Source organism: Pseudomonas gorinensis (assembly GCF_042015035.1).
Classification (GTDB): Bacteria; Pseudomonadota; Gammaproteobacteria; order Pseudomonadales; family Pseudomonadaceae; genus Aquipseudomonas; species Aquipseudomonas gorinensis.
Genome location: NZ_CP167125.1, coordinates 5,381,321 through 5,404,983 on the forward strand (window position 1 = coordinate 5,381,321; position 23,663 = coordinate 5,404,983).

The following is a 23,663-nucleotide window of genomic DNA, read 5'->3' on the forward strand; positions in this document are numbered from 1 at the left end:
TCTCTGCCAGCAGTCAATATCAGCGGGCATGCGACATAAGATCCCACACGACCTTGGTCGACACTGACTAACCCCATGCATCATGCGAGACTGTCCAACCGGGCCCGGAATGCCTGGGTGTTCTTCTGTCCGGAGTTACCATGACGCTGTCCAGCGGGCTGATCGCCGCCGTTGCCCTGGCCTATATGGCCATTATGTTTGCCATCGCTTTTTACGGTGACCGCCGCCACGCGCCGCTGCCACCGCGTATGCGCGCGTGGGTCTATAGCCTGTCGCTGGCCGTGTATTGCACCAGTTGGACGTTCTTCGGCGCCGTAGGCCAGGCCGCCGAACAACTGTGGGCATTTTTACCGATCTACCTGGGGCCGGTGCTATTGCTTGTGTTTGCACCGTGGGTCCTGCAAAAGATGGTGCTGATCAGCAAGCAGGAAAACATCACCTCCATCGCCGACTTTATCGCCGCTCGCTACGGCAAATCCCAATCGCTGGCCGTGGTGGTCGCGCTGATCTGCCTGGTGGGCGTACTGCCCTATATCGCTCTGCAGCTCAAAGGCATTGTGCTGGGCGTGAACCTGCTGATCGGTTCGGGCGCCGACACCACCGGCACCCGCGCCCAGGACACCGCGTTGATCGTGTCACTGGTGCTCGCGCTGTTCACTATCGTATTCGGTACCCGCAACCTCGACGCCACCGAACACCACCGCGGCATGGTGCTGGCGATTGCCTTTGAGTCGTTGGTCAAGCTGTTCGCGTTTCTCGCCGTCGGCGCGTTTGTCACCTACGGCCTGTACGACGGTTTCGGCGACCTGTTCAGCCAGGCGATGCTCGCGCCCCGCCTGGAGGAATACTGGAAAGAAACCGTCAACTGGCCTTCGATGGTGGTGCAGACCGGCGTGGCCATGATGGCCATCATCTGCCTGCCGCGGCAGTTTCACGTCACCGTGGTGGAAAACATCGACCCTCAGGATCTACGCCTGGCCAAATGGGTATTCCCCGCCTACCTGATCCTTGCCGCGCTGTTTGTCGTGCCGATTGCCCTGGGCGGCAAAATGCTCCTGCCCGGTTCGGTGCTGCCCGACTCTTATGTGATCAGCCTGCCCTTGGCCGAAGCCCATCCGGCCCTTGCCGTACTCGCCTTTATCGGCGGTGCATCGGCCGCCACCGGCATGGTGATTGTCGCCAGCATCGCGTTGTCGACCATGGTCTCCAACGACATGCTGCTGCCCTGGTTATTGCGCCGCTCCAGTGCCGAGCGCCCTTTCGAAGTGTTCCGCCACTGGATGCTGTCGGTACGTCGGGTCAGCATTGTGATCATTCTGTTGCTGGCCTACGTCAGCTATCGCCTGCTCGGCTCCACGGCGAGCCTGGCGACCATCGGCCAGATCGCCTTCGCCGCTGTGACGCAACTGGCACCCGCCATGCTTGGCGCACTGTATTGGAAGCAGGCCAACCGGCGGGGGGTGTTTGCCGGCTTGGCCGCCGGTACGTTCCTGTGGTTCTACACCTTGGTCCTACCGGTTACAGCGAAAAGTCTCGGCTGGTCCTTCAGCCTATTCCCTGGCTTGACCTGGCTGCATTCGCACCCACTGGGCTTCTCGGTCACGTCGCTGACCCTGGGCACCGTGTTCTCCCTGGCGGGTAATTTCACCTTGTTCGTCTGGGTTTCGATGCTGTCGCGTACACGCGTCTCCGAGCACTGGCAGGCCGGGCGCTTCATCGGCCAGGAAACCAGCCAGCGCGCCAGCGCCCGCTCGATGCTGTCGGTACAGATCAGCGACCTGCTCAGCCTCGCGGCACGCTTTGTCGGCGAGGAACGCGCCCAGCAGAGTTTTATCCGCTTTGCCTATCGCCAAGGCAAGGGCTTCAACCCCAACCAGAATGCCGACAACGATTGGATCGCGCACACCGAGCGTCTGTTGGCCGGTGTACTCGGTGCGTCTTCGACACGTGCGGTGGTGAAAGCGGCGATTGAAGGCCGGGAAATGCAGCTGGAAGACGTCGTGCGGATCGCCGACGAAGCCTCCGAGGTGTTGCAGTTCAACCGGGCCTTGCTGCAAGGCGCGATCGAAAACATCACCCAAGGCATCAGCGTGGTAGACCAGTCACTCAAGCTGGTGGCCTGGAACCGCCGTTACCTGGAACTGTTCAACTACCCCGAAGGCTTGATCAGCGTCGGCCGACCGATTGCCGACATCATTCGCTACAACGCCGAACGCGGCCTGTGCGGGCCAGGTGAAGCCGAGGTCCACGTGGCCCGCCGCCTGCATTGGATGCGCCAGGGCCGCGCGCACACCTCAGAGCGCCTGTTCCCGAATGGGCGAGTGATCGAGTTGATCGGCAACCCGATGCCGGGCGGCGGCTTTGTCATGAGCTTCACCGACATCACCGCGTTCCGCGAAGCCGAGCAGGCATTGACCGAGGCCAATGAGGGCCTGGAGCGGCGGGTCACCGAGCGCACCCATGAGCTGTCGCAACTCAATGTGGCACTGACCGATGCCAAGGGCGCGGCCGAGTCCGCCAGCCAGTCGAAGACCCGCTTCCTGGCGGCTGTCAGCCATGACCTGATGCAACCGTTGAATGCCGCACGCCTGTTCTCAGCCGCCCTTTCCCACCAGAACGACGGCCTGTCGAACGAAGCCCGGCAACTGGTGCAGCACCTGGACAGTTCGCTGCGTTCGGCCGAAGACCTGATCAGCGACCTGTTGGATATTTCGCGCTTGGAAAACGGCAAGATCAATCCGCAGCGCCAACCCTTTGTACTCAACGAGCTGTTCGACACACTGGGCGCCGAATTCAAGGCGTTGGCGCAGGAACAAGGCTTGCGCTTCCGCCTGCGCGGCAGTCGCTTGCGGGTCGACAGTGATATCAAGTTGCTGCGCAGGATCCTGCAGAATTTCCTCACCAATGCCTTCCGTTATGCCGACGGCCCGGTGCTGCTGGGCGTACGTCGACGCCAGGGCGAACTGTGCCTGGAAGTCTGGGACCGCGGCCCTGGCATCCCGCTGGATAAACAGCAGGTGATCTTCGAAGAATTCAAGCGCCTGGACAGCCACCAGACCCGCGCGGAAAAAGGCCTGGGCCTGGGCCTGGCGATCGCTGACGGACTGTGCCGCGTGCTGGGCCATCGCCTCAGCGTGCGCTCATGGCCGGGCAAGGGCAGCGTGTTCAGTGTGCGCGTGCCACTGGCGCGCATCCAGACCAGCCCGCAGGTCAAGGTGCCGCAGGAAAGTGGCCTGCCATTGAGCGGCGCGCAAGTCCTGTGCGTGGATAACGAAGAAAGCATCCTGATCGGTATGCGCAGCCTGCTGACCCGCTGGGGCTGTGAGGTCTGGACCGCCACCGACCAGGCGCAATGCGCGGCGCTCCTGGCCGAGGGCATACGCCCGCAACTGGCGTTGGTGGATTACCACTTGGACCACGGCGAAACCGGCACCGAGCTGATGGGCTGGCTGCGGGCGCAGTTGGCAGAACCGATTCCCGGTGTGGTCATCAGCGCCGACGGCCGCCCGGAAATGGTGGCCGAGGTGCATGCAGCGGGGCTGGATTACTTGGCCAAGCCGGTGAAGCCGGCGGCGTTGCGGGCGTTGCTGAGTCGGCATTTGCCGCTTTAAAAATGTGGCGGGGGCTTGCTCCCGATAGCGGAGCCTCAGTCACACCCTCCGTGCCTGATCCCACGCCATCGGGAGCAAGCCCCCTCCCACATTTCGGATGACGTTTATTCGGGAAGGTGCGCTACGCCGTCGGAGTCGGTCATCGCGCGCTCCAGCAAATCCGCCGGCAGGCTTTTGCTGGCGCGGGCACCGAGCAATCTTAATTGCTCGGTGCGACTGACCAGATTGCCGCGCCCATCTGTCAGCTTGTTGCGCGCCGCACTGTAAGCCTTATCCAACTGCTGCAACCGACTCCCTACTTCGTCCAGGTCCTGGATGAACAGTACGAACTTGTCGTAAAGCCAGCCGGCACGCTCGGCGATTTCCCGCGCGTTCTGGCTCTGGCGCTCCTGCTTCCACAGGCTGTCGATCACCCGCAGGGTGGCGAGCAAGGTGGTGGGGCTGACGATGACAATATGGCGGTCGAATGCCTCCTGGAACAGGTTCGGCTCGGCCTGCAATGCCGCTGAAAACGCCGCTTCGATCGGCACGAACAGCAAGACGAAATCCAGGCTGTGCAAGCCTTCCAGGCGTTTGTAATCCTTGCCGGCCAAGCCCTTGACGTGATTGCGCAGGGACAGCACATGCTGCTTCAACGCCGCCTGGCCAATCACCTCGTCATCCGCCGCCACGTATTGTTGATAGGCCGTCAGGCTGACCTTGGAGTCCACCACCACCTGCTTATCGCCGGGCAACATGATCAGCACGTCCGGCTGGAAGCGCTCGCCGTCCGGGCCCTTGAGGCTGACCTGGGTCTGGTACTCGCGGCCCTTCTCCAGGCCGGCATGCTCCAGCACGCGCTCAAGGATCAGCTCACCCCAGTTACCCTGGGTTTTCTGGCCCTTGAGGGCGCGGGTCAGGTTTGTCGCTTCGTCCGACAGACGCAGGTTCAGTTGTTGCAGGCGCTCAAGCTCCTTGGCCAGGGAAAAGCGTTCGCGGGCCTCGTTCTGATAGCTTTCTTCGACGCGTTTTTCGAAGGACTGGATGCGCTCCTTGAGTGGATCGAGCAACTGGCCCAGACGTTCCTGGCTGGTTTCGGCAAAGCGCTGCTCGCGCTCGTCGAAGATCTTGCCGGCCAGTTCGGCGAACTGCGCGCGCAGCTCATCTCGCGAACCCTGTAGATCAGCGAGGCGCTGCTGATGGCTGTCCTGCTGCTCGCGCAGTTCGGCGCGCAGGGCAGCCGACAAAGCGTCGAGACGGCGCAGTTCGGTTTCCTTGGCGCTGCGGTCGAGGTTCCAGGCGTGGGCGGCGTCACGGGCGTTGTCGCGATCGATCTGCAACAACTCGACTTCGCGGCGCACGGCAGCCAGGTCAGCTTGCTTGGCGGCATTGGCTTGGCTCAGGTCGCTGATCTCGTCGCGGCTGGCATCCAGTTGAGCCGCGAGGCCTTCCTGGGCCAGTTGCGCGGTGGCCAGGCGCTCTTCGAGCAATTCCCAACCGGCCATGCGCGCGACCAACCGCCGCTGGAGCTGCCAGCACACGGCCAATAGCGGCACTGCGGCCCCGGCGAGGCCCAGGGCAATACTGGTCCAGTCAAAAGCCATAGCCATTCCTGTCATTACCGAAAAGAGGAAGGTTAACCAAGCGCAGGGCCGGAAGACAGCTCAGTCTTTGAGCTGACCCAATTCGCGTTGGGCGCGCCGGTCCCCGGCACGCGCAGCCAGGCGCAAGAGGTCATGGCCGATACGGCGGTCACGGGCGCTGCCGCATTCGCGACACATCAGTTGGCCCAGACGGCTTTGCGCAACCACCACGCCATCTCGCGCAGGTTGTTTCAGCAGACGTCCGGCAAAATGCTTGACGTTAGTGCTGTGCCCCAGCCGTGGGCTATCGAGCAGCCACAAGGCGACCTTCAAGGAAAAACGCTTGGGTGCGGTAACAGTCGGGGGCGTGCTGGTAACAGAAGGTGATACTGAGCGAAACTTCATAAAGCACTGTGGGACAAACCGGAGGGCGCGCCACTCTACTCTTTTTTTCGTACACGTAAAGCTGAAAAAACTCTGCACGCCCGTGCTAGAGCAAGCGCTCGGGACAATCCACAGAAGCTGTGGATAACTCAGTGGACAACCCATCTTTAACTCGCGCAAAGGCCCATGGAACGGGGGCCGCAGTCAAACTGACGATTTTTTCACCAATAAAAAAAAGCGATATTTTTCATTGACTTAAATTTTCATCCCAGGCAAATGGCGGCGCAGCAAGACACTTGACAGCCAGGTTACACATCACGCAACCAATGTGCACAAGTACACATCCATTGGTTATATCGCCTGTTTTTTTGATTCGATCTCGCCCAGAACTGTTACCGCTGCGACAACCCAAGGGACTTTTCAAAATCATCCGCGGTCGCCACACTCCCCCACACCTAAAGCGCAGCCGTGTACGAACCGATGAAAGGAATTCTGTTGTTCGCCTTACTGTTACTGACCATTTGCGCGACGTCGCTTGGGATCAACGCAGCGCTGCCCTCCCCGGATGGCGCACTGTTTGCCATCGCGATCCTGTTGTCGGCGGCGTTTACGGCAGTGAGTCTGTGCATCGAATTGGGTGAAGGCCGGATCAACGATATGCGCGATGTGATGAAGGTGGTGGAAACCGGCAAGTCCCTGCGCCTGACGCTGGCCACCTATGCCCTGGGATGCTCGCTGGCCGCCGCGGTTACCGTGCTGGTATATCGCGGGCTGCTGGGCGGCTGATTAAAGTTTTTTCGCTAGCACACTTCCTTTCCCTGTTTCAATCCGTTACTATCCGCGGCGTTAGTACCAAGCTGAAAGTCAATTCTGGTCGAACAACTCCCCTGTACAACACGGGATCGACCACCTCGATGGTTTCCAGGTATTCCTTGCGACGACACGGCCTTTGAACAAGCAAAGGGTGTCGCGAAGACTCAATACTCTGACCGAACCAGCCTGCAAATTGATCAGGATCTTCACCCTGGGCCCAGAACCTTTGCCCCTGTTGTGTTGCCTGCCCTCCTAAGTACCTACCTGCCAGCCCAAGCGCGCCTAACTTATTAGCGCTTCAAACTGGCTGCTTTGTTCCAGTCGGGTTCTTCGTTCGATCAATGGTGATCAACGTCACTGGAACGTTTTAACGTTGCACGGTTCTTAACCGTGTCATTTGTAGGAACACCAATAATATGTCCACTATCCATACTCAGGATGCCATTCGCACCCTTACCAACGCTTTTGCTCCAATGAACTGCCTGATCATGGCCGCTCGCAAAGGCTGCTTCAGCTTCACCCTGGTCAACGAACACGGTATCGCTCGTCACAGCGAACGCCTGTACCCCGATCAATACTCCAGCGCAGAGCCGCTGCAGGCCGTGATCGAGCGTACCCGTCAGGCACTGGTTGCCTGATCGACCCGAGTCGCTGAAATACAAAAACCCTGTCTAAAACACAGGGTTTTTTATTGCCCGGAATTCGAACCCGACGCTCGCGGATTAAGCTCAAATAGATATAACCGTTATAACTGATTAGAGAAGATGTTTTAAAAACAGTCTTTTACATCACGAATATGACACTACACTTCAACTCAAGCGGCATGATCCGCTTACGACGAGCCTGGGATCCGATTCACTGCTGCCAAGCCCCCCCTTCCCAGGCATCGTCGACCACTTTCACGGATTGAGGCTTGTATGGGTATCGCCGCCAGTGAATTGTGTCGTTATGTGATCAGGCCGACGTTATTTTATCTTGGCCACCCTCACCCGAGCGCTGAATCCCTTCTGCTGGGGATTGCCGCCAGCCAGTCGGAATTGGGTTCCGCCCTGCATGATCGACGCGGCCATGGCCTGTACAGCATCACCGAAACCCGCCACCGCGCGCTCTGGGACGACTACCTGGCGCTGGACCCCGAACGCGCCAGCCTCGTACGCGGGCTGGCCAGTCAACATGCGTTCCTCAGTGCGCCCCAGTTGGAATTGACGGTCAACCTGCGTTACGCCACCGCCATCGCCTGGCTGCTGGTGGAACAACATCGCCCAGCCTTACCACCGCCCGGCGATGTGCTGGGAATGGCACGTATCTGGAAAGAAATATTTCACCCTCAAGGAAGGCTGCGCGATTTCGCCCAAGCCTGGCAAACCTGTGTTTCACCCATGAATCACGTGGCCTGCTGACCGGGCAATTTGCAAGATTCGGCAAAAAACCGGAATTTTGGTCGGATTGTCCTACAAAACGGCTCTATCTCCTGCATTACAGCCTATAGCGCGATGTTAATTTTATTGATACTTTCCGCAGCGGTGATCACCACGGAGTTCTAATAATGAAAAAAGTAATGCTCAAGACCACACTTAGCCTCGCCGTTGCCATGGCCTCTTCCCACGTCTTCGCAAGTGGCTTTGCCCTTAACGAACAAGACGTCGCAGGAATGGGGACAGGTTTCGCAGGACGTTCCTCCTCTGCCGAAAACGCAAGCACTGTCTTTGGTAACCCTGCCGGTATGGCCCGCCTTGAAGGCCAGCAAATTACCGGTGGTGTTGCAGCGATCGATGCTTCGACCGATATCAAAAATACCGGCGGCCGCTCCAGCGGGTCCAACAAAGGCGACATGGTGCCTTTTACTGCCGTGCCATTCGGTTTCTACACCAACAAACTTAACGATCAATGGGCTATCGGCTTCGGGGTGTATGCACCGTTCGGGCTCAAGACCGACTACGAAAGCGGTTTCCAAGGTCGTGGCTTTGGCAACAAGAGCGAAGTGTCGGTTATCACCTTCCAACCGACCGTCAGCTACGCCTTCAACGACAAAGTTTCCATCGGTTTTGGTCCGACCATCAACCGCATCGACGGCACCCTGGAATCGCAGCCAAGCCTGGCCGGCCTGGGCTTCCCGGGCGACAACAGAGTCAAAGTCAAAGGCGACGATACCGCCCTGGGCTTTAACGCCGGTATCCTGGTGCAAGCCACTGATACCACGCGCGTTGGCCTGACCTATCACTCGAAAGTGAAGTACAAGCTCGAAGGCCACACCGAAGTCACCAAGGCTGCCACAGTGCCATCGGTCGTACTGGCCAACAACCGTTACGATGCGTCGTTGAAAGTGGATACCCCGGAATCCTGGGACCTGTCGGTCACTCAAGACCTCAATGACGCCTGGAAGCTGTATGCGGGTACGACCTGGACTCGTTGGAGTCGCTTGAAAGACATCACCATCAACAACGAAGGTGTGACAGCGGCCAGCGGTGGCATAGCTGCACCTACGCTCGTCAGAACGATCACTGAACCGCAGAACTGGCACGACACCTGGGCCTACGCCGTGGGCACCTCGTACCAGGTCACCAAGCAGGTGGTACTGCGTACCGGCCTGACCTTCGACCAGTCGCCAACCAACAACACCGACCGTTCACCACGCATCCCAACCGGCGACCGGACTATCTTCAGTGTTGGCCTGGGTTACGCGGTGATGGATAACATGACCGTTGACCTGGCTTACTCCTACCTCAAGGAAGAGCCGGTCAAAGTGAATAAATCCAACCAGCTGGGCTCCTACAGCGCCAAGTACGAAAACAGCGCCAACGGTTTCGGCCTGGGTGTGACGTACAAGTTCTGATCTAACGCTCATTAAAAAGCCCCGCTCTCCTGCAAAGGAGGCGGGGCTTTTTACTGGGCAATGCTCAGGGTTTCGACGCCAGCGCCTCTTCCACTGCCTTGATCAACTCCGGACTGTCCGGCTTGGTCAGGCTGGAAAAGCTGGCAATCACCTTGCCCTGGCGATCCACCACATACTTGTAGAAATTCCACTTCGGCGCGTTGGTCTGTTGCGCCAGCACCTTGAACAGGTGCACCGCATCCGGCCCCTTGACCTTCTGCGGCTCGGTCATGGTGAAGGTCACGCCGTAATTCACGTAGCAGACCTTGGCGGTCTCTTCGCCGGTCTTGGCTTCCTGCTTGAAGTCATCGGACGGCACGCCAATCACTTCCAGCCCTTGGCCCTTGTAGCGTTGGTACAACGCTTCGAGGCCTTTGAACTGCGGGGCGAACCCGCAGAAGCTGGCGGTGTTGACGATCACCAGGGGCTTGCCGGCAAAGCGCTGGCACAGGTCGATGGATTCCTTGGCGCGCAGCTTGGGCAACTGGCCTTCCAGCAGCGGCGGACAACTGGCAGCCAGGGCGGCACTGCCAATGGCCATCAGGACGGGTACAGCGAGCCAACGCATCTGCATGTCGTGTGTCCTTAAAAATATTCAGACCACGAACTTAACAGATCGCCATACCCAGTTGCATCAACGCCAGCCCGCCATGCTGCCAGCCCCACCAGGCCAGCAGCACCAGGATCAACCCCGCGACGAGGATCAGACCACGTAACGCTACACTCATGCCGCCTCCATCTGCGCCTGCAAGCGCGCCACCGGCCGCTCGCGTACCGGCCAGTTCAGGGCGGCGGCGAGCAGGCTCAACAGAATCGCCACCTGCCAGATCAAATCGTAGTTGCCGGTTCGATCATAGACCACCCCGCCCAGCCAGCCACCGAGGAACGAACCGAGCTGGTGGAACAGGAACACGATCCCGCCGAGCATGGAGAGATTTCGCACACCGAACAACGTCGCCACCGTGCCATTGGTCAGCGGTACGGTCGACAGCCACAAAAAGCCCATGGCCATGCCGAACAGGTAGGCCGTGATTTCCGTCACCGGCGCCCACAGGAACAGCATGATCACCACCGCGCGTAACAGGTACAGCCCCGTCAATAAGCGCGGCTTGGACATGCGCCCACCGAGCCAACCGGCGGTGTAGGTGCCAAAGATATTAAACAGGCCGATCAACGCCAGTACCGTCGTACCGACCGTGGCGGGCAGGTGCTGGTCCACCAGGTACGCCGGCAGATGCACACCAATAAACACCACCTGGAAACCACAGACGAAAAAACCGAACGCCAGCAGCCAGAATCCGGAATGGGAACAGGCTTCCTTCAACGCTTCCCGCAAGGTTTGCTGGCCCGCCAGGGTCGGCAGTGGACGGTCCTTGAGCATGGCCACCAGCGGCAGGATCAACGCGACCATCAAGCCCAACGCCAGCAAGGCTACTGACCAGCCCAGCCAACTGATCAAGCCCAGGGTACCCGGCACCATGGCGAACTGGCCGAAAGACCCCGCGGCGCTGGCAATGCCCATGGCCATGCTGCGTTTCTCCGGCGGTACGGCGCGGCCCACCACCCCAAGAATCACCGAGAATGATGTGCCGGATAGACCAATACCGATCAATAACCCCGCACTCAGCGACAGCGACCATGCCGAATCGGACATGCCCATCAACACCAGCCCCGCGGCGTACAGCACCCCGCCGATGAACACAGCCTTGGTCGCGCCAAAGCGGTCGGCCAGGGCCCCGGTAAAGGGTTGCGCCAGGCCCCAGATCAGGTTCTGCAAGGCGATGGCAAAGGCAAAGGTCTCACGACCCCAGCCGAATTCGGCGCTCATCGGCGCCAGGAAAAGCCCGAAGCCATGCCGCACGCCCAAGGACAACGCCAGGATCAGCGCACTCCCAACAAGAATCCAGCCACTGGTGCGCCACATCGAGGTCATTTCTTATTCTCCGCTCGCGGGTATATACCCGCTTATAGTCGAACAAACCCGCGTTCAGGCGAGCTCATCCAGCAAGGCCAACAGGGTTTCGCGTTTTTCCGCGCCCAATTGATCGATCAGTTTTTGCTGTGCCGCTTCCCAGGCCGGCAAGGCGGCGGCCAATCGTGCTTCACCCGCTTCGGTCAACAACACCAGGCGGTTGCGCTGGTCATCCCCTTCGATCAACCGTACCAGGCCCTCGCCTTCCAACACCCGCAGGTTACGCCCCAACGTGCTGCGATCCAGGCCCATGGCTTCGGCCAGACTGGAAATACTCGGTTGATCCAGGCGCTGCAAGTTACACAGCAAAGAATACTGGGCAACGTTGATCCCGAAGCCGTCGAGAGCGCCGTCGTAATGCCTGCTGACGCCACGGGCGGCGCGTCGCAGGTTGGTGCATAAACATTGGGAGGCAAGCATGGAGCGTGTATATACCCGCGATTAACGAAATGCAAGAAAGTGTTACAGCGCCAGGCCAACCAAGACGACCACTTCCAGCAGCTCCAACAGGGCACCTGCGGTGTCGCCGGTGGTTCCGCCCAGGCGCTTGACCATCAGGTGGCGCAGGCCCACGAAGCAGAGCGCCGCCAGCAGCACGGCGATCCCACCGTTGAAGCCGCCGATCAGGATGCAGGCCAGGCCACTGAGGATCAGCACCTGCTGGCCGACCACCCTGGGCAGATGATCCGACAGCGCCTGGCCCAAGCCACCGGCGCGCACATAGCGCGTGGTCAGGAACAGCGCCAGCATCGAGGCCCGCCCGATCAGCGGTGCCAGGATCAGCGCCGCGCCATTGTGCTGCTCGATCAGCGCCACCAGCGCAGCGAATTTAAGCAGCAACACCAAGCCCAGCGTGACCACGGCGATCGGCCCGCTGCGGGGGTCCTTCATGATCGTCAACGTGCGCTCGCGATCGCCGAAACCACCGAGCCAGGCGTCCGCGCTGTCCGCCAGGCCATCCAAGTGCAAACCACCACTGAGCAGCACCCAGGCGGTCAGCAACAGCGCGGCATGCAGCAACAAGGGGGCCCCGGCCAATGCCACATTCAGGGCCCATAGCAGCAACCCGAACAACAAGCCAACCACCGGGTAAAACAGCAACGATCGCCCCAATTCCTGCGGCTGCGGCATACCCGGCAGGCGAACCGGCAAGCTGCTGAGGAACTGCAGGGCGATCCAGAACGGCAGCATCTTCAGGTACCTTCCTTCAACGCGCCGTCGGCGCCGACCTGCAGGCTGAACAGGCCACCGTGCGCGACCTCGACGTTCAACAGTTGCTCACGTGGCAGGCCACGCGCGCGCGCCAACAATAAACGCATCACACCGCCATGACTGATCAACAGCACGCGCTGGCCGGCATACGCCTGATGCAAGCGTGAGATGGCGCCCAGGACCCGCGCAGAAAAGTCACTGACGGGCTCGCCATCAGGCGGCGTAAAGCGGTAAGGGTCGGCCCAAAACAATCCCAGCCCTTCGGCATCGGTCTCCATCAACGCCGCCGCGCTCTGCCCTTCCCAGGCGCCGAAATGCAGTTCCTGCAGATCTTTTTCCAGGCTCACCGGCAGGTTAAGCGTCGCACCCAATTGCTGGGCAAAACGCGCACAGCGTTGCAGCGGCGAACTGATCACGCGGTCCCACGGCCCCTGACCCAGCACCGCGGCGTGCATCTGCGCCCACCCCTGATCGGTGAGCGCATCATCGAGGCTGCCGCGCAGGCCGCCACCCAATTCGGTTTCGCCGTGGCGCAGCAGGTCCAGGTGCAAGGTCATGCCGGGCGGTCTGCCACAGCGGCTTCGGCGAATGTCGCCATCTGCCCGTGCAACGCACAGGCCAGGCGCAGTAACGGCACCGCCAGCGCCGCACCGCTGCCTTCGCCCAAGCGCAGGCCGAGGTCCAGCAACGGCTGCGCCTCGAGGCGTTGCAACACATGGCGATGGCCGGGCTCGGCGCCACGATGGCCAAACACCAGCCACTCGCGGCAGGCCGGGTTCATGCGCGTGGCGACCAGCGCGGCGACGCTGCAGATAAACCCGTCCACCAGCACCACGATGCCGGCCTGGGCACACGCCAGGTAGGCCCCGACCAGCGCCGCGATCTCAAAACCACCGAGGTTGAACAGGGTGTGCAATGCATCATCGCGCTGCCCGGCATGCCGGGCCAGGGCGCGCTCGATGACCGCCACTTTGTGGCTCACGCCTTGGGCATTCAAGCCCGTCCCCGGACCGGTCAGGTCACTCACCGGGCAATCGAGCAAGGCGCAGGCCAACGCACTGGCAGCGGTGGTGTTGCCGATGCCCATCTCGCCGCCGATAAACAGCTGGGTGCCGTGCTCCACGGCGCGCTGGACGCTATCCCGCCCGGCTTGCAGCGCCAGGCGCCCCTGCGCTTCAGTCATCGCCGGGGCGTTGACGAAGTTGGCGGTGCCCGCACCGATATTCAAGTGACGCACGCCGGGCAGTGCCAGCGACGTCGTCACGGTACCCAGGTCGATCACTTCCAACTGCGCATCCAGCTGCCGCGCCAACACACTAATCGCCGCGCCGCCGCTGACAAAGTTATGCAGCATCTGGCCGGTAACGGCCTGGGGATAGGCCGACACGCCCTCCGCCACCACGCCGTGGTCGCCGGCAAAGATGGCGATCCACAGGTGTTCGACCGACGGCTTGACTCGGCCTTGCAGGCCCGCCAACTGCACGGCCAGCGCTTCCAGCTGGCCCAGGGAACCGGCCGGCTTGGTCAATTGCTGCTGGCGTGCCAGTGCTTGTTCGTATGCTTGAGCGTCAATCGCCTTACAGGGATTAAGCCACCAGGTGTCAGTCATAACGCAGTACCTTTCAACGTCAGGGGCAGGCCGGCCACCGTCAGGACAACACGCTGACAACGCTCGGCCAAGGCTTGATGCAGCCAACCGGCTTCATCCACATAGCGGCGAGTCAATTCGCCCAGCGGCACGACACCCAAACCGGTCTCGTTGCTGACAAAAATGATTTCACCTGGCAGCGAGGCCAGGGTGTCCAGCAGTTGGTCGCGTTCCAAGACCAGGCGCTCGGGGTTGTCGAGCATCAGCAGGTTGGTCAGCCAGAGCGTGAGGCAATCGACCAGCAGGCAGCGGCCGGGCGCGGCGTTGTCGCGCAGCACCCGGGCCAGTTCGAGTGGTTCCTCGATCAGCCCCCAGGTGTCGGGGCGACGCTGGCGATGCAGGGCGACGCGGTCGTGCATTTCGCCGTCCAAGGGTTGGCTGGTGGCGATATAGAGGACAGGCAGGCCGCTGTCGCTGGCGAGTTTTTCAGCCAGGCGGCTTTTGCCGGAGCGCGCACCGCCGAGAATCAGTTGACGCATGGCGCGACTCCACATAAACGGCGCAATAACCCGGTATCCAGGTGATGCTCCACCAAGTCCGCCAATCGCTCGATATCGCGCTCGCGCAACGCGTGGTAATCCACGGCCTGTACCGCCTGCAAACCGGCCCAACGCAACAAGGCACTGCAGGCGGCGGGCGTCTCGAACACGCCATGCAGATAGGTGCCGAGGATTTGTCCGTCCGCGCTCTGGGCACCGTCGCAGCGGCCATCCTCCAGGCGTACCGCGGCGCGCTCCAGCGCACTGCCCGACGTCACGCCTGCGTGGATCTCATAGCCACTGACTTCGGCATCCTCCAGCAGCAGGCGCCCGCGCACATTGCGCAGTTGTTTCTCTGCTTCCAGGGTCGTACTGAACGCCAGCAACCCCAGACCGTCACTGGAACCGGGAAGCCCTTCCAGGCCCAGTGGGTCGTGGACCTGCTCGCCGAGCATTTGCAAACCGCCGCATATCCCCAGCACCTTCCCGCCATAGCGCAAGTGCCGTGTCACGGCGGCGTCCCAGCCGTTGGCGCGCAGGTAGGCCAAGTCGCTGCGAACGCTTTTCGAGCCCGGCAGGATGATCAGGTCGGCCGGCGGAATCGCCTGGCCCGGGCGGACAAACTGCAAATCCACCTGGGGATGCAGGCGCAACGGATCGAAATCGGTGTGGTTGCTGATGCGCGGCAGCACCGGCACCACCACCCTGAGCACCTGCGCCGCCTTGTCGATCTGGCGCTGGTCGATGCCGTCCTCGGCCTCCAGGTGCAGGTCCATCACATAGGGCAAGACGCCCACGACCGGTTTGCCGGTGCGTGCTTCCAGCCAGTCCAGCCCTGGTTGCAGCAACGCGATATCGCCGCGAAAACGGTTGATGATAAAACCCTGGACCCTGGCCTGTTCGCTGGGCGACAGCAATTCGAGGGTGCCGACCAGGTGGGCGAACACTCCACCCCGATTAATGTCGGCGATCAGCAGCACCGGGCAATCCACCGCCTCGGCAAAGCCCATGTTGGCGATGTCATTGGCGCGCAGGTTGATCTCTGCCGGGGAGCCCGCGCCTTCCACCATCACCACCGGGTAGGCTGCGCTCAACCGCGCATGGGAGGCCAATACTGCCTGCATCGCGATGGCTTTGTAGTCGTGATAGGCCACCGCGTTCATGCTGGTCACCGCGCGCCCATGGATGATGACCTGGGAGCCGGTGTCGCTGTTGGGCTTGAGCAGCACCGGGTTCATGTCGGTGTGGGGCGCCAGGTTCGCCGCCTGGGCCTGCACCGCCTGGGCGCGACCGATCTCGCCGCCTTCGGCCGTCACGGCACTGTTGAGGGCCATGTTCTGCGGCTTGAACGGCACGACCGCCACGCCCTGGCGCACCAGCCAGCGGCATAGCGCGGTCACCAAGGTACTTTTGCCGGCATCGGAGGTGGTGCCCTGCACCATCAGCGTACTCATGCAACGTCCTTATAGGCGGTCAGCGCTTCATCCAGGCGCAGCCAATCTGCTTCCGTGTCTGGCAGGCCGAAGCGCAGGCTGCTGTCGTGTACGAACAGACGCAGCAGGATGCCGCGCTGGGCCATGAATTCGTGCAGCCGTTCGGCGTGCGGGGTGATCAACCACTGGAACAGGGCGCAACCGCCCTGGGGCTGAAAACCATGCCGCTCCAACAATGCGAACAAGCGCTGGCCGGCTTCAATGCAACGCGCGCGCTGTTGAACCTGCCCGGCGGTGTCGCGCAGGCAGGCCTGGCCCAGTGCTCGCGTCGGACCGCTGACGGCCCAAGGTCCGACCTGTTCGGCCAATAGCTTGAGCAACTTGCGTTCGGCCAGCACAAAACCCAGTCGAACGCCGGCCAGGCCGAAGAATTTACCGAACGAGCGCAGCACGATCAGGCCGACCTGATGGGCCTGGCCCGCCAGGCTCAACTGCGGGGTCACGTCCATAAAGGCTTCGTCCACCACCAGCCAACCGCCACGCTGGGCCAGCCGTGTATGCCAGTCGAGCAGGCGTTGCGGCGCCAGGCTCAGGCCCGTGGGGTTGTTAGGGTTGACCACCACCAGCACATCAAGGCTGTCGAGAAAGAAATCGACCTCTTGTTCCTGCACTTCGCGCACCACGTAACCCGCGCGGCGCCAGGCCTCGGCGTGCTCGGCATAACACGGCGACAGCACGCCGACCTTGCCGGCACGCCGCAGGCGCGGCAGCAGCTGGATTGCCGCCTGGGAACCCGCCACCGGCAATACGTGCGCCACCCCGTAATATTCGCTCGCGGCCTGCTCCAGACCGTCGTCGGTTTCCGGCAAGCGTGCCCAGGCCCGCTGTGGGATCTCGGGGATCGGCCACGGCCATGGCGCCAGGCCACTGGACAGGTCGAGCCAATCGGCTTCGGCAATGCCGTATTGAATCGCCGCCTTGCGCAGGCGGCCGCCGTGTTCAAGCATAGAATTGCGCCCCTGCACATAGGATCAGCAACCACAACCATACGCCGCGTTGCACCAGTTGCCAGCCACGGTCGATGGCGTCGGCATCGGCCGGTGGACCTTCTCCCAACTGAGGGCGCTGGTGCACCTCACCATGATAAATCGCCGCACCGCCCAACTCGACGCCCAAGGCGCCTGCGCCAGCGGCCATCACCGGCCCGGCATTCGGGCTGTCCCAGGTCGGCCCCTGGGTGCGCCAGCATTTGAGCGCCAGTCGAGTCTTGCCCAGCAACGCGTAGGTCAAGGCCACCAGGCGCGCAGGCACATAGTTGAGTACATCGTCGATCTTCGCCGCGGCCCAGCCGAAGCGTTCGAAGCGTTCGTTGCGATAGCCCCACATCGCGTCGAGGGTGTTGCTCAGGCGGTAGAGCACCACACCCGGCACGCCGGCCACCACGAACCAGAACAGCGCAGCAAATACTGCGTCGCTGCCATTCTCCAGCACCGACTCGGTGGCGGCACGGGCGACTTCAGTACGGTCCAGTTCGCTGGTCTGGCGGCTGACCAGGTAGCTCACGCGCTTGCGGGCCTCATCCAGGTCATCGCTGCGCAGGGCCTGGGCCACCGGAATCACATGCTCGCCAAGGCTGCGCATGCCGAGGGCGCAGTACAGTGCGAGCACCTCCAACACCCAACCGATATAGGGTGCCCACGACAACGCGGTGGCCAACAGCGTCAACGGCACCACCGCAATCACCCACGCGGTCACGCCGTGGCTGCGCCAGCCACGGCCACCGCTATTGAAACGTTGCTCGATGCGTCCGGCGAAATTGCCAAACGCCACCAGCGGATGCCAGCGCCTGGGTTCACCCAGCAGCGCATCCAGCGCCACCGCGGCGACACACAGCAAGGCCACACTCATTGACTTGCTCCCCACACATTCTCATACAACATGTCACTCAGCGGACGCGGTTCGGTCCAGCCTTCGAGCTGCAGCATCGGGGCCGGGTAGAAGGCGTCGACCGGCCCCAGGCACAGCACCGCCAGGGGTTTCGCGCCAGGCGGCAAACCCAGCAGGTCGGCCAGGGCCCGGGGTTCGAACAGCGAGACCCAGCCCATGCCCAAGCCCTCGACGCGCGCGGCCAGCCACAGATTCTGAATCGCGCAGGCCAGGGAGGCCATGTCCATTTCCGGCAAGGTACGTCGCCCGAAGATATGCCGCTCGCGATCGTCCATCAGCGCCGCCACCAGCACTTCGGCGCAGTCATGGATGCCTTCGACCTTGAGCTTCATGAATTCATCGGAGCGCTCGCCCAAGGCTTCGGCGGTGCGTATACGTTCTTCCTCCACCAGTTGCTGGATCTGCCCTCGTAACTGGCGGTCGCTGATGCGGATAAAGCGCCAGGGCTGCATCAGGCCGACGCTGGGCGCCTGGTGCGCGGCCTGGAGCAGGCGATGCAGCAAGTGCGGGGCCACCGTGCCGCCGGTGAAATGGCGCATGTCGCGGCGTTCGGCGATGGCGCGGTAAACGGCGTCGCGCTCGGCCGGGGGGAAAGCGTTGTCACTCATGGGACTGGGCTGACTCAAGGTCGGGCGCAAACAGCGCAGCAACCGCACGGGGATTGGAGGGGAAGTAGAAGTGCACGTAGGAAGCGGTCATCCGCCCTTGCCGATACACCGCCTCGGCACCCCGCCCGCCGTTGGGGCTCAAGCCACGGGCGATCGGTTGCCAGTCGGTGCTGGTCAGGGAATGGTGGTAGGTGTGCCCGCGCAATACGCCTTCCGGCAACTCGACGCTTTGCAGGGCAAGGGCCGCCAGTTTCTTCTGCATCACCGCATCCCCCTGCAACAGGCCGACCAGCTCGGCACGGGTGCCGTCGACATCGGTGAGCGAGTCCAGCAGGTAGAGCATGCCGCCACACTCGGCAAGCAAGGGTTTACCGGCAGCATGATGGGCACGGATGGCATCGAGCATCGAGGTGTTTTCCGCCAGCGCCTGGTGATGCAGCTCCGGGTACCCGCCTGGCAGATAGAGGCTGTCGGCCTCGGGCACTTGGCGATCATGAATCGGTGAGAAAAAGCGCAACTCGGCCCCCATCGCCCGCAATAGATCCAGGCTGGCGCCATAGGTGAAGGCAAAGGCTTCGTCACGGGCCACGGCGATGCGCACACCGGCGAGCAGCGGTTCGGCTTCGATCACTTCAGGCGCGGCGAAGGTCACCGGCGGCGGCAAGGCAACTTCACAACTGTTGCCCAGGGCCTGGGCAGCGGCGTCCAGGCGTACGTCGAGGTCATTCAGTTCGCTGGCTTGCACCAGGCCAAGATGGCGGCTGGGCAACTCAATCCCGGTTTCACGGGACAACGCGCCGTACCAGCGCAGGCCTTCGGTGAGGCTCCCTTCGAGCAGTTGCGCATGGCGCAAGGTGCCGACACGGTTGGCCAACACACCGGCAAACGGCAAGTCCGGCTGATAACGCGCCAGGCCCAGGGCCAGGGCACCGAAGGTCTGGGCCATGGCGGTGCCGTCGATCACCGCCAGCACCGGCACACCGAAGTGCCGCGCCAGGTCGGCGCTGGACGGCGTACCGTCAAACAGGCCCATGACGCCTTCGATCAGGATCAGGTCGGCCTCCCCTGCCGCTTCCCACAGCAAGCGACGACTTTCCTGCTCGCCAACCATCCACATATCCAACTGATACACCGGCGCACCGCTGGCGCGTTCGTGGATCATCGGGTCGAGGAAGTCCGGGCCGCATTTGAACACGCGTACTTTGCGCCCCAGGTTGCGGTGCAAACGGGCCAGCGCAGCGGTGACCGTGGTTTTGCCCTGGCCGGACGCCGGTGCGGCGATCAGTACGGCCGGACAATGACGGGGCTGATTCAAAGTTCGACGCCCTTCTGTGCCTTGATACCGGCCTGGAACGCGTGCTTGAGCATGCCCATTTCGGTGACGGTGTCACCCATCTCGATCAACTCCGGCTTGGCGCCACGGCCGGTAACCACCACGTGCTGCATCGGCGGACGGGCTTGCAGGTCGCTCAATACCTGGTCCAGGTCGAGGTAGCCATGCTTGAGGGCGATGTTCAGCTCATCCAGCACCACTAGGCCGATGCTCGGGTCTTGCAGCAGTTCGCGAGACACGGCCCAGGCGGCCTCGGCGGCGGCGATGTCGCGCTGGCGGTCCTGGGTTTCCCAGGTGAAGCCTTCGCCCATGACGTGAAAGCGCACTTGTTCGGGGAAGCGCCGGAAGAACAATTCTTCGCCGGTGCTGTTACGGCCTTTGATGAACTGCACCACGCCGCACTGCATGCCGTGGCCCATGGCGCGCGCGAGCATGCCGAACGCAGAGCTGCTTTTGCCTTTGCCGTTGCCGGTCAGCACCAGCAGCAAACCGCATTCGTTCGGGGAATTGGCAATGCGCTCGTCAATCACGGCTTTTTTGCGCAGCATGCGCGCCAGGTGGCGTTCGTCGCGGTCGGGGGAATCGGTCATGGCAGCTCTCCGTTGGGGCTGGACAAAAACGGCGGGCAGGAAAAAACAAAAACAGACAGCCAAGCATCGCCCACCGTGATGCTGTTGGATGATCCAGGCCGGTCTCCGGACTCATGAGTGGCTCGCTTTATAGAAAGCAGGCCGACGCTGCGCCTTCCCATATCGCAGCGCGATACAGTGGCCAATAGCACCGTCTTGACTCATTTACCGTTGCGGGGGCAGCGCCGGAATTGCGGCAACACTGTGTACAAGTGCGCTCACTCACCGGCTTCCCTGTTTCACTCAGTCGACCCTTGGGTCACAGAGCACCTGAAACAAGTCGCGAAGGTTAGTGGGTTGGGGGGGGAGCGTCAATTAAAGCTGGCCTTGCACTTGAACCATCGTGCCGCAGCACTCCTCTACCCTTACAGGCATTCAGGAGAAAACCATGCATAAAACAAGACTCACCCTACTGATCATGGTCGCAGGCACCCTCGCTGCCTGCGGAGAAAGCTCGACCTTGAAGGTATCGGATGGCACCGGCCCTTCGCCCCAACTGCCAGAGCCCAACAAGACCCTGATCCCCACCGTGAATATCGCCCCAGCCATTGGCTGGCCTGCTGGCATGAAGCCAACCGCCGCCGCGGGCACCCAGGTGACAGCGTTCGCCGAAGGCCTGGATCACCCTCGCTGGCTGTATGTGCTACCCAATGGCGATGTGTTGGTGGCCGAAACCAATGCGCCGCCCAAGCCGGACGACGCCAAGGGTATTCGCGGCTGGGTAATGGAAAAGGTCATGGGCCGCGCCGGTGCCGGTGTGCCCAGCCCGAACCGCATCACCTTGCTGCGCGATGCCGATCACGATGGCGTCGCCGAGACCCGCACGGTCTTCCTGGAGAATCTCAACTCGCCGTTCGGCATGACCCTGGTGGGCAACGACCTCTACGTGGCCGACTCAGACAAGCTGCTGCGCTTTCCCTATCAACCGGGCGAAACCGCAATCACGCAGGCCGGCACCACGGTGGTCGACCTGCCGGGCGGCAGCATCAACCACCACTGGACGAAAAACGTGGTGGCCAGCAAGGACGGCAGCAAGTTGTATGTGAGCGTCGGTTCCAACAGCAACGTCGGCGAGAACGGCCTGGAAGCGGAACAAGGTCGGGCGGCGATCTGGGAAGTCGATCGCGCCAGTGGCCAGCACCGGATTTTCACTTCGGGCCTGCGCAACCCCAACGGCATGGCCTGGGAACCGCAGAGCGGCAAGCTGTGGACCGCGGTCAACGAGCGCGATGAGATCGGCAGCGACCTGGTGCCGGACTACATCACCTCGGTCAAGGATGGCGCGTTTTATGGCTGGCCATTCAGCTACTACGGGCAACATGTGGATGTGCGTGTCACACCACAGGACCCGGCCCTGGTCGCCAAGGCGGTCGCGCCAGACTACGCCGTCGGCCCGCATACCGCTTCGCTGGGGCTGACCTTCGCCGAAGGCAGCAAATTACCTGCACCGTTCGTCAACGGCGCCTTTATCGGCCAGCACGGGTCATGGAACCGCAAGCCGCACAGTGGCTACAAGGTGATCTTTGTGCCGTTCGAAGGTGGCAAACCCAAGGGGCAGCCAGTGGACGTGCTGACCGGGTTCCTCGACAAGGATGAGAACGCTATGGGCCGGCCGGTGGGTGTGGTGATCGATCAGCAGGGGGACCTGCTGGTGGCGGATGATGTGGGGAATAAGGTGTGGCGGGTGTCTGCAGTTAAGTAACTTTTCTCAAGACCACCACAAAAAATATGGGAGGGAGCTTGCTGCCTCCCACATTGGGTTCGGTTTCTGGCTTAGGGATTGCGGGCCAAGTGCTCAGCCGGCAACACGCGCTTGGCACTCAGGTAGGCGTTCTGCCAATAGGCTTTGGACAAGGTGTCCAGCTTCACCGTACCGCCCGTTTGTGGCGCATGCACAAAGCGCCCTTCGCCTACATAGATCCCGGCATGACTGACCTGTGATCCACCACCGGTGGCGAAGAACAGCAAGTCACCGGTCTGCAGGTTTTCTTCGCTGACATCCTGGGCGCGCATCACGATCAATTCGCGAGTGGTGCGCGGCAGGGAGATGCCAGCGGCATCGCGGTAGACGAAGCCGATCAAGCCACTGCAATCAAAACCCGAATCCGGCGTATTGCCGCCCCATCGGTAAGGCGTGCCGACCAGGCCCAGCGCGCGGAAGAGCACATCTTCAGCAGCAGGCGAGAAACTTTGGCTGGAATAGTTGAACACCGGCTTAGGCTTGGCCGCTACGTGAGCGGGTGGCGGTGTGCGGCTTGCGCAGGCGCTGAGGAGCGCGGCGCAAACAATAAGAATCAGGCGGGCCGAGGTCGACATGTGCAGAACAATCCTGGTCTGGATGCGGCTTTCGCTGCCGAACGCTGAAAACCAGAACGCGCAAGCAAAGCTTGCGCGAACGGATTACAACAATATCCAGGGATTCTAGCGCTTACACGTCAAACTTCAAGTATCACTTTAACTTTACTTGCTAGCGGTAACCGTTGTCGGGGCCATGGCGAGTGCGCGCTTGGCTTCGATAAAGGTTTTGCTCCAGTAGCTGTCACCCAGGTTGTCGACTCGAACACCGCCACTGCGACGGCTGCTGGAGTGGATAAACTGGTTATCGCCCAGGTAGATACCGGCGTGACTGACACGACCACGACCTGCCGTACTGAAGAAAAGCAGATCACCGGGCTTGAGGTTGTTGCGCGCGACCAACGGTGCTTTCACGTTGATCATTTCGCGAGTGGAGCGTGGCAGGTTCATGCCAGCTTCTTCACGAAACAGGTAGCCGATGAAACCGCTGCAGTCGAAACCGGCTTCAGAGGTACCGCCGAAACGGTAACGGGTACCGATCAGGGACATGCCGCGTTCGAGGATGCTGTCGGCCAGCACGGGCAGCTGATAAGGCTTGTTGCCGGCAAAGTCGGCCAATTCCTTCTCGGTTGCCACTTCTTCTTCGTAAACGGTAGAAGACTGTGCAGCAACAAATTTTGCCTGGGATTGCTGTTGGGTTTTGTGCTGCTCAGCCACTTGTTGAGGGTGGGAGGCGCAACCAAACAACAGGGTAACGAGTGCGAGAGGCACGAGGGGTGCGAAGCGATTTAGCATGGGCACGACCGTGGCTGATGTGTAAAGAAGTCGAGACTATGCCCTCTATCACATCGATTTGCAAATTCAA

General features: G+C 61.7%; 23 protein-coding genes and 1 riboswitch. Of the genes, 6 read left to right on the plus strand and 17 right to left on the minus strand.

What is annotated here, in order from left to right; all coding sequences use genetic code 11:
* The first annotated feature begins 140 nt into the window (after positions 1-140).
* Entirely contained in the window at positions 141-3,611 is a 3,471-nt protein-coding gene (locus AB7933_RS24315; RefSeq protein WP_024076747.1) for a hybrid sensor histidine kinase/response regulator, read from the plus strand.
* A gap of 104 nt (positions 3,612-3,715) precedes the next feature.
* Here the strand turns inward: AB7933_RS24315 and rmuC are convergent, their stop codons facing one another.
* Together rmuC and AB7933_RS24325 are read right to left on the minus strand one after the other, a co-directional pair.
* Entirely contained in the window at positions 3,716-5,080 is a 1,365-nt protein-coding gene (gene rmuC, locus AB7933_RS24320; protein WP_168233204.1) for a DNA recombination protein RmuC, read from the minus strand.
* A 174-nt stretch (positions 5,081-5,254) separates the two neighbouring features.
* On the minus strand, positions 5,255-5,578 hold the full coding sequence (locus tag AB7933_RS24325) for a hypothetical protein (RefSeq protein WP_024076749.1): 324 nt from the start codon (positions 5,576-5,578) through the stop codon (positions 5,255-5,257).
* A gap of 459 nt (positions 5,579-6,037) precedes the next feature.
* Between AB7933_RS24325 and AB7933_RS24330 the strand changes: the two genes are divergently transcribed.
* The 4 genes from AB7933_RS24330 to AB7933_RS24345 all read left to right on the plus strand — a co-directional run bounded on the left by AB7933_RS24330 (position 6,038) and on the right by AB7933_RS24345 (position 9,203).
* The gene (locus tag AB7933_RS24330; protein ID WP_041161277.1) at positions 6,038-6,343 is read left to right on the plus strand and encodes a hypothetical protein; all 306 of its coding nucleotides are present in this window, start codon (positions 6,038-6,040) and stop codon (positions 6,341-6,343) included.
* A gap of 443 nt (positions 6,344-6,786) precedes the next feature.
* A complete protein-coding gene (locus tag AB7933_RS24335; protein ID WP_024076751.1) occupies positions 6,787-7,008 on the plus strand; it encodes a hypothetical protein in 222 nt (73 codons plus the stop codon).
* A gap of 279 nt (positions 7,009-7,287) precedes the next feature.
* Positions 7,288-7,770 carry a hypothetical protein gene (locus AB7933_RS24340; protein ID WP_024076752.1) on the plus strand — a complete coding sequence of 161 codons (483 nt, stop codon included), beginning with the start codon at positions 7,288-7,290 and terminating at the stop codon, positions 7,768-7,770.
* Between the two features lie 146 nt (positions 7,771-7,916).
* Complete coding sequence (locus tag AB7933_RS24345; RefSeq protein ID WP_024076753.1) at positions 7,917-9,203, plus strand: OmpP1/FadL family transporter; 1,287 nt, start codon at positions 7,917-7,919, stop codon at positions 9,201-9,203.
* Between the two features lie 64 nt (positions 9,204-9,267).
* Here the strand turns inward: AB7933_RS24345 and AB7933_RS24350 are convergent, their stop codons facing one another.
* From AB7933_RS24350 to cobO, 13 genes are all read right to left on the minus strand, one after another.
* On the minus strand, positions 9,268-9,816 hold the full coding sequence (locus AB7933_RS24350; RefSeq protein WP_024076754.1) for a glutathione peroxidase: 549 nt from the start codon (positions 9,814-9,816) through the stop codon (positions 9,268-9,270).
* A gap of 150 nt (positions 9,817-9,966) precedes the next feature.
* On the minus strand, positions 9,967-11,166 hold the full coding sequence (locus AB7933_RS24355) for an MFS transporter (protein ID WP_162163611.1): 1,200 nt from the start codon (positions 11,164-11,166) through the stop codon (positions 9,967-9,969).
* A 63-nt stretch (positions 11,167-11,229) separates the two neighbouring features.
* Positions 11,230-11,634: a MarR family winged helix-turn-helix transcriptional regulator gene (locus AB7933_RS24360; protein WP_024076757.1), complete on the minus strand. Its 405-nt coding sequence runs from the start codon at positions 11,632-11,634 to the stop codon at positions 11,230-11,232.
* Between the two features lie 42 nt (positions 11,635-11,676).
* On the minus strand, positions 11,677-12,405 hold the full coding sequence (locus AB7933_RS24365; protein ID WP_024076758.1) for an adenosylcobinamide-GDP ribazoletransferase: 729 nt from the start codon (positions 12,403-12,405) through the stop codon (positions 11,677-11,679).
* Positions 12,406-12,407: 2 nt separating this feature from the next.
* Positions 12,408-12,983, minus strand: a complete 576-nt coding sequence (cobC, locus tag AB7933_RS24370) for an alpha-ribazole phosphatase family protein (RefSeq protein WP_024076759.1) — start codon at positions 12,981-12,983, stop codon at positions 12,408-12,410.
* A complete protein-coding gene (cobT, locus tag AB7933_RS24375; protein WP_024076760.1) occupies positions 12,980-14,035 on the minus strand; it encodes a nicotinate-nucleotide--dimethylbenzimidazole phosphoribosyltransferase in 1,056 nt (351 codons plus the stop codon). The genes cobC and cobT overlap by 4 nt, the downstream gene beginning before the upstream one ends.
* The gene (gene cobU, locus AB7933_RS24380; protein ID WP_024076761.1) at positions 14,032-14,553 is read right to left on the minus strand and encodes a bifunctional adenosylcobinamide kinase/adenosylcobinamide-phosphate guanylyltransferase; all 522 of its coding nucleotides are present in this window, start codon (positions 14,551-14,553) and stop codon (positions 14,032-14,034) included. Before cobU ends, cobT begins: the two co-directional genes overlap by 4 nt.
* Positions 14,541-16,007, minus strand: coding sequence for a cobyric acid synthase (locus AB7933_RS24385; protein WP_024076762.1), 1,467 nt, complete (start codon positions 16,005-16,007; stop codon positions 14,541-14,543). Before AB7933_RS24385 ends, cobU begins: the two co-directional genes overlap by 13 nt.
* Entirely contained in the window at positions 16,004-16,993 is a 990-nt protein-coding gene (gene cobD / locus AB7933_RS24390) for a threonine-phosphate decarboxylase CobD (RefSeq protein WP_024076763.1), read from the minus strand. Before cobD ends, AB7933_RS24385 begins: the two co-directional genes overlap by 4 nt.
* Positions 16,986-17,894 (minus strand): adenosylcobinamide-phosphate synthase CbiB, encoded by a 909-nt coding sequence (gene cbiB / locus AB7933_RS24395; RefSeq protein ID WP_024076764.1) that lies wholly within the window; start codon positions 17,892-17,894, stop codon positions 16,986-16,988. Before cbiB ends, cobD begins: the two co-directional genes overlap by 8 nt.
* Positions 17,891-18,541 (minus strand): 5,6-dimethylbenzimidazole synthase, encoded by a 651-nt coding sequence (gene bluB / locus AB7933_RS24400; protein ID WP_024076765.1) that lies wholly within the window; start codon positions 18,539-18,541, stop codon positions 17,891-17,893. Before bluB ends, cbiB begins: the two co-directional genes overlap by 4 nt.
* Positions 18,534-19,856, minus strand: coding sequence for a cobyrinate a,c-diamide synthase (locus AB7933_RS24405; RefSeq protein WP_024076766.1), 1,323 nt, complete (start codon positions 19,854-19,856; stop codon positions 18,534-18,536). Before AB7933_RS24405 ends, bluB begins: the two co-directional genes overlap by 8 nt.
* Entirely contained in the window at positions 19,853-20,464 is a 612-nt protein-coding gene (gene cobO, locus AB7933_RS24410) for a cob(I)yrinic acid a,c-diamide adenosyltransferase (protein ID WP_010208674.1), read from the minus strand. The genes AB7933_RS24405 and cobO overlap by 4 nt, the downstream gene beginning before the upstream one ends.
* A gap of 79 nt (positions 20,465-20,543) precedes the next feature.
* Positions 20,544-20,792: riboswitch (cobalamin riboswitch) on the minus strand.
* 99 nt (positions 20,793-20,891) lie between these two features.
* Between cobO and AB7933_RS24415 the strand changes: the two genes are divergently transcribed.
* Positions 20,892-22,205, plus strand: coding sequence for a PQQ-dependent sugar dehydrogenase (locus AB7933_RS24415; protein ID WP_024076767.1), 1,314 nt, complete (start codon positions 20,892-20,894; stop codon positions 22,203-22,205).
* A gap of 71 nt (positions 22,206-22,276) precedes the next feature.
* On the opposite strand, the gene AB7933_RS24420 is transcribed toward AB7933_RS24415, so the two are convergent.
* Both AB7933_RS24420 and AB7933_RS24425 read right to left on the minus strand, forming a co-directional pair.
* Entirely contained in the window at positions 22,277-22,819 is a 543-nt protein-coding gene (locus AB7933_RS24420; RefSeq protein ID WP_024076768.1) for a C40 family peptidase, read from the minus strand.
* A 144-nt stretch (positions 22,820-22,963) separates the two neighbouring features.
* On the minus strand, positions 22,964-23,593 hold the full coding sequence (locus tag AB7933_RS24425) for a C40 family peptidase (RefSeq protein ID WP_041160993.1): 630 nt from the start codon (positions 23,591-23,593) through the stop codon (positions 22,964-22,966).
* Positions 23,594-23,663: the final 70 nt, after the last annotated feature.

Excerpts from the sequence above, each read along its gene's own strand:
- AB7933_RS24315 (WP_024076747.1), top strand. The coding sequence starts at position 141 with ATGACGCTGTCCAGCGGGCTGATCGCCGCCGTTGCCCTGGCCTATATG.
- AB7933_RS24325 (WP_024076749.1), bottom strand. The coding sequence starts at position 5,578 with ATGAAGTTTCGCTCAGTATCACCTTCTGTTACCAGCACGCCCCCGACT.
- AB7933_RS24330 (WP_041161277.1), top strand. The coding sequence starts at position 6,038 with ATGAAAGGAATTCTGTTGTTCGCCTTACTGTTACTGACCATTTGCGCG.
- AB7933_RS24335 (WP_024076751.1), top strand. The coding sequence starts at position 6,787 with ATGTCCACTATCCATACTCAGGATGCCATTCGCACCCTTACCAACGCT.
- AB7933_RS24340 (WP_024076752.1), top strand. The coding sequence starts at position 7,288 with ATGGGTATCGCCGCCAGTGAATTGTGTCGTTATGTGATCAGGCCGACG.
- AB7933_RS24345 (WP_024076753.1), top strand. The coding sequence starts at position 7,917 with ATGAAAAAAGTAATGCTCAAGACCACACTTAGCCTCGCCGTTGCCATG.
- AB7933_RS24350 (WP_024076754.1), bottom strand. The coding sequence starts at position 9,816 with ATGCAGATGCGTTGGCTCGCTGTACCCGTCCTGATGGCCATTGGCAGT.
- AB7933_RS24355 (WP_162163611.1), bottom strand. The coding sequence starts at position 11,166 with ATGTGGCGCACCAGTGGCTGGATTCTTGTTGGGAGTGCGCTGATCCTG.
- AB7933_RS24360 (WP_024076757.1), bottom strand. The coding sequence starts at position 11,634 with ATGCTTGCCTCCCAATGTTTATGCACCAACCTGCGACGCGCCGCCCGT.
- AB7933_RS24365 (WP_024076758.1), bottom strand. The coding sequence starts at position 12,405 with ATGCTGCCGTTCTGGATCGCCCTGCAGTTCCTCAGCAGCTTGCCGGTT.
- cobC (WP_024076759.1), bottom strand. The coding sequence starts at position 12,983 with ATGACCTTGCACCTGGACCTGCTGCGCCACGGCGAAACCGAATTGGGT.
- cobT (WP_024076760.1), bottom strand. The coding sequence starts at position 14,035 with ATGACTGACACCTGGTGGCTTAATCCCTGTAAGGCGATTGACGCTCAA.
- cobU (WP_024076761.1), bottom strand. The coding sequence starts at position 14,553 with ATGCGTCAACTGATTCTCGGCGGTGCGCGCTCCGGCAAAAGCCGCCTG.
- AB7933_RS24385 (WP_024076762.1), bottom strand. The coding sequence starts at position 16,007 with ATGAGTACGCTGATGGTGCAGGGCACCACCTCCGATGCCGGCAAAAGT.
- cobD (WP_024076763.1), bottom strand. The coding sequence starts at position 16,993 with ATGCTTGAACACGGCGGCCGCCTGCGCAAGGCGGCGATTCAATACGGC.
- cbiB (WP_024076764.1), bottom strand. The coding sequence starts at position 17,894 with ATGAGTGTGGCCTTGCTGTGTGTCGCCGCGGTGGCGCTGGATGCGCTG.
- bluB (WP_024076765.1), bottom strand. The coding sequence starts at position 18,541 with ATGAGTGACAACGCTTTCCCCCCGGCCGAGCGCGACGCCGTTTACCGC.
- cobO (WP_010208674.1), bottom strand. The coding sequence starts at position 20,464 with ATGACCGATTCCCCCGACCGCGACGAACGCCACCTGGCGCGCATGCTG.
- AB7933_RS24415 (WP_024076767.1), top strand. The coding sequence starts at position 20,892 with ATGCATAAAACAAGACTCACCCTACTGATCATGGTCGCAGGCACCCTC.
- AB7933_RS24420 (WP_024076768.1), bottom strand. The coding sequence starts at position 22,819 with ATGTCGACCTCGGCCCGCCTGATTCTTATTGTTTGCGCCGCGCTCCTC.
- AB7933_RS24425 (WP_041160993.1), bottom strand. The coding sequence starts at position 23,593 with ATGCTAAATCGCTTCGCACCCCTCGTGCCTCTCGCACTCGTTACCCTG.